Source organism: Streptomyces sp. NPDC001732 (assembly GCF_053596315.1).
On record NZ_JBSFFY010000155.1, the window covers coordinates 1 to 4,191 of the forward strand.

2 protein-coding genes are annotated in these 4,191 nt (G+C 67.9%); both read left to right on the forward strand.

Annotation, left to right across the window (positions count from 1 at the left end):
* Positions 1 to 1,050 precede the first annotated feature (1,050 nt).
* Complete coding sequence (locus tag ACWCXX_RS40675; RefSeq protein ID WP_451136273.1) at positions 1,051 to 2,595, forward strand: alpha/beta fold hydrolase; 1,545 nt, start codon at positions 1,051 to 1,053, stop codon at positions 2,593 to 2,595.
* A 73-nt stretch (positions 2,596 to 2,668) separates the two neighbouring features.
* Entirely contained in the window at positions 2,669 to 3,799 is a 1,131-nt protein-coding gene (locus ACWCXX_RS40680; protein WP_451136275.1) for an IS630 family transposase, read from the forward strand.
* Positions 3,800 to 4,191: the final 392 nt, after the last annotated feature.

A 4,191-nucleotide genomic window follows, 5' to 3' on the forward strand; every position in this document is an offset into this window, starting at 1 on the left:
GCGGCTTCTTGTTCCCCATGCTCTCCATGATGGACATCATCCTTCCGGGGCCGAAGCCACTGATCTCCGATGTCCGTCAAAGCGGATCAAGCCCATAGGTGGCCCCGGCGGCGACCGGTGCCTTCTGCCACTGGACGGCGGCTTCGTCGGCCGCGAGGACCTGATCGAGAGGCTGGAGGCATACGTCATCGGCCGCAACGAGACCCCCAAGCCCTACCGATGGGCCTACAAAGGCACTCGAGACCGCCTGATCCTCACCCCTCCACGGACTTCCGCAGGGCGGCACCAGGGCCTCCTTTCCGGAACTTGCTGGACGTGCGACGCCGGGTATCCCTCCCCTAACCCCTAAGGGCCGGGGGAGCCGCGCGCTGATCCGATAGGCCCGGAAAGCCAGAGAGGCCGCGCCGGTTGGGCCGAGGCGCCGGCCTGGTCCGCCACAGCCGTTCCCGAGGAGCTCGCCGCCGACAAGAACCTGGCCACCGCTCGGGCGCTCGACCTACGCCGCTCCACCCGTACACCACCCGCGAAACGGCTGAACTGCCGCAGGCGATCTGGGGCGATTACACCGGTCCCCTGCTGTCCGCATGTGGGTGTGCACAGTGTGGGGCGTCAACTGATGGACACCAGCGTATCGTTGACGTCCGCCCGCCGGGGTGGGCGGTTGCGAAGAGCGGCAACCCGGTCGGCGTGGTGCGCAACGAGGTCGGTGTCGGCCCCCGCCCCGGCGGATGCCGGAACGAGGCAACCGTGTTCACCCGGTCCCACCGGGACGCCGTCGGCACGATCGGCCGCGTCGTCGGCGCTGCGGCCGTCCGTACCGTTGTCGCGCTGCGGGCCGGGGTGTCCACGGCGTGACTGCCGGTAGATGGCCGGTCGGCCGCCTACCCGGACCGATGCACTATGAGGAGCAGGACTCCAGCAGGACGGCGGTGCGTCGTCCTACTCCGCAAGTTGGATCATGAGCCCATCCCCGCGTCGTACGGGAACGAGTGGTGGACGAACAGAGACTGGAGGCGATCCGAGACACTGATTTCTGTACAGAGGAATGACATGGCTCTACGAGGCGCCCGAACGGTTTCCGTGCTGACGGTCGGCGCGGTGACGACCGTGATGGCAGTGCTCACCCCCGTGACAGTGTCGGCCGCAGGGGATCCGCTCCAGCAGTACGCGCAGCAGAAACTCCGTTGGGAACGCTGCGGCACAGGCCAGCCTGCAGCCCTGGAGTGCGCGAAAGTCAAGGTGCCGCTGGACTACAGCTCCCCCAGGGGCCGGAAGATCGAGCTCGCGATATCGCGGATCAAGGCGGGCAGCGCGAGAGAGCGGCACGGCGTGCTGCTGATGAATCCCGGGGGACCGGGTGTTCCGGGGCTGACCATGCCCGCGGAGATGGAGGCGCTGCTGCCTGCAGAGGTACGAGAGCGGTTCGACCTGATCGGCTTCGACCCGCGCGGGGTCGGACAGAGTGCGCCGATCGGCTGCAGCCTGACGGACGAGGAGCAGACCTTCCAGCACCCCTACACCACAGGGACGTTCGCGAAGGACGTGGTTTGGGCCCGGACGGTGGCCGACAAGTGCTGGGCCAAGGCGGGAGACGTACTGCCGCACATCACCACCCGCAACACGGCACGGGACATGGACGTCGTCCGGGCGGCACTGGGAGAGAAGAAGATCTCCTACTTCGGGTACTCGTACGGCACCTACCTGGGCGCCGTCTACACGCAGATGTTCCCCCAGCGCTCGGACCGGTTCGTGCTCGACAGCGCGCTCGATCCGACGCTCGCGTGGCGAGGGACGTTCCGGGGATGGTCGGCGGGGGCCGAGCTCGCCTTCACTCGGTGGACCGAGTGGGCCGCCGCGCGCAACGCCACCTACGGGCTGGGCTCGACTCCGGCGGAGGTCCGGAAGACGTACTGGGAGCTCATCGCCCACGCCGACCGCACGCCCATCCCGACGGAGGGCGGGGCGCTCAGCGGCGGCGCCATCCGTTCCGCGTACAACGCGTTCGTCCACGTCGAGGCCGTCACCCCGTGGATCGTCGGGTTGAAGGCCGCGGCCGGGGACGGACCCCCCGCGTCGGCCACGCTGGCCGCGTCGGCAGTTTCGGCCGGATCGGCGCCCCCCGGCTCCGCCCCGGCCCGGTCCACCGACGCGGGGGCGTTCGCTGCGGACGTTCCGGCGGACAACGCGTCCGCCGTCGTGTGGTCCGTCTTCTGCGGCGACACCCGTACCTGGCCGCGCAACCCCGAGCAGTACCGCCGGGACGTGATCCGAGACCGAGCCATGTACCCGCTGGCTGGCGATCTGGGGGCCAACATTCAGCCGTGCGCGTTCTGGAAGTCGGCGGCAAGCGAGCCTGCCACCGTGGTGAGCAACGACGTCAACGCGCTGATTGTGCAGAACGAGTGGGATCCGCAGGCGACGCTGGCCATGGCGCAGGGCATGCGTCGGGCGCTGCACGGTGCGCGGATGGTCACGGTGGTCGGCGGCGAAGGCCACGGCGTGGTGGTGGCTGGCCCGTCCTGTGCGGATGCCGACGTCAGGCGGTACCTGGCCACGGGCCGGCTGCCCGCGAAGGACCTGACCTGCGACGGCTAGTGCCGCATCAGGCAACGTTCGCCCCGCTGTGACGTATCGCTTGGTTGCTGCGCCGGGCGGTCAGAATGATCACGTGGCTGAACGTGTGCGGGGCCGGGGGATCGATGACGACGAGGGCAGGCGGTTGCTGCGGATCATCCGCAGAGGCACCGGTTCGGTGGTGACCTGGCGGCGGGCCCAGATGGTGTTGCTGTCCGCGCAGGGCATGTCCGTGGCGAAGATCGCCGAGGTGACGTTCACGAGCCCGGACCGGGTCCGGGACGTGATCCACAACTTCAGCGCGGACGGCTTCGAGATGCTCTCCCCGAAGTACAAGGGCGGTCGGCCGAGGACCTTCAACCTTCCGGAACGCCGGGAGAGCAAGAAGATCGCCAAGTCCAGGCCGGCCGAGCCCGGCCTGCCGTTCTCGGCCTGGAGCCTGGTCAAGCCGGCCGACTTCCTGGTCGCCGAGGGGGTGGTCGACGACATCAGCCACGAGGGCCCTCGGGTCCTGCTCCGCGAGGAGGGCGTCTCCTTTCAACGCATGAAGACCTGGAAGACCTCCCGCGACCCGGACTACGCAGCCAAGAAGGCCCGCATCGAGCATCTCTGCGCCATCGCCGACGGCGAGGTCATACCCGAGGAAGGCGAGCCCGAAGTCATCCTGTGCGTGGACGAGTTCGGGCCGCTCAACTTCCAGCCGCACCCCGGCCGGCAATGGGCCGAACGCGGCGGCCGACACAGGGGTCCCGATCACGAGCCCCGGCCCCGCCGCCGGGTGACCTACCCCCGCCCGCACGGCGTCCGGCACCTGTTCGCCGCCCACGACCTTGCCAAGGCCCACCTTTACGGGCATGTCAAGAAGACCAAGAACAGGTCGAAGTTCCTGGAGTTCTGCCGCTACCTGCGCTCACTGCACCCGATGGACGTGCGCATTGCGATCGTCTGTGACAACTGCTCCCCACACCTGACGACGAAACGATGCCAGCGGGTCGCAACGTGGGCGGCGAACAACGTCGAGATCGCCTGCACCCCGACCAACAGCTCCTGGCTCAACCGCATCGAGGCCCAGTTCACCGTTCTGCGCTACTTCACCCTCGATGGTACCGACCACACCAGCCACAAAGAGCAAGGCAACATGATCCGCCACTACATCATCTGGCGGAACAAACACGCCCCAGACGAACGCCTTCGCGAGGTCGTGAGCAGGGCAAACGTTGGCTGATGCGGCACTAAGGGCTGTCCCGTAATCCCCGGCGGGCGCGCGACGACAGCTACAGCACCTCGCTGCGTTGTCGGAACGTCCGAATACATCCAGTATGCGGACACCCCTCCGCCTTGCGATGCACCGCATCTGACGCCGCGCGCTGATCCACCGGGGATTACGGGACAGCCCTTAGAGAAGGCCGCCCCCGAATCCCTCAGGGGGCGGCCGGCGTGCGGGTCAGACCGCGATGAACAGCTGGGGAAGTTCGGCCAGTTCGTCGACAGTCTCCTGGTATTGGCGGGCCGGGATCAGCTCTAGTACTCCAGTCAGATTTCGTGTCCTGAGCTGACTCTTTTCAGGTAGTGGCATCGTTGGGCGATGGCTTGGTGGCGTCTGCGCCAGTGGGACCA

Coding starts and splice junctions, on each gene's coding strand:
- ACWCXX_RS40675 (WP_451136273.1), top strand. CDS start 1,051: ATGGCTCTACGAGGCGCCCGAACGGTTTCCGTGCTGACGGTCGGCGCG.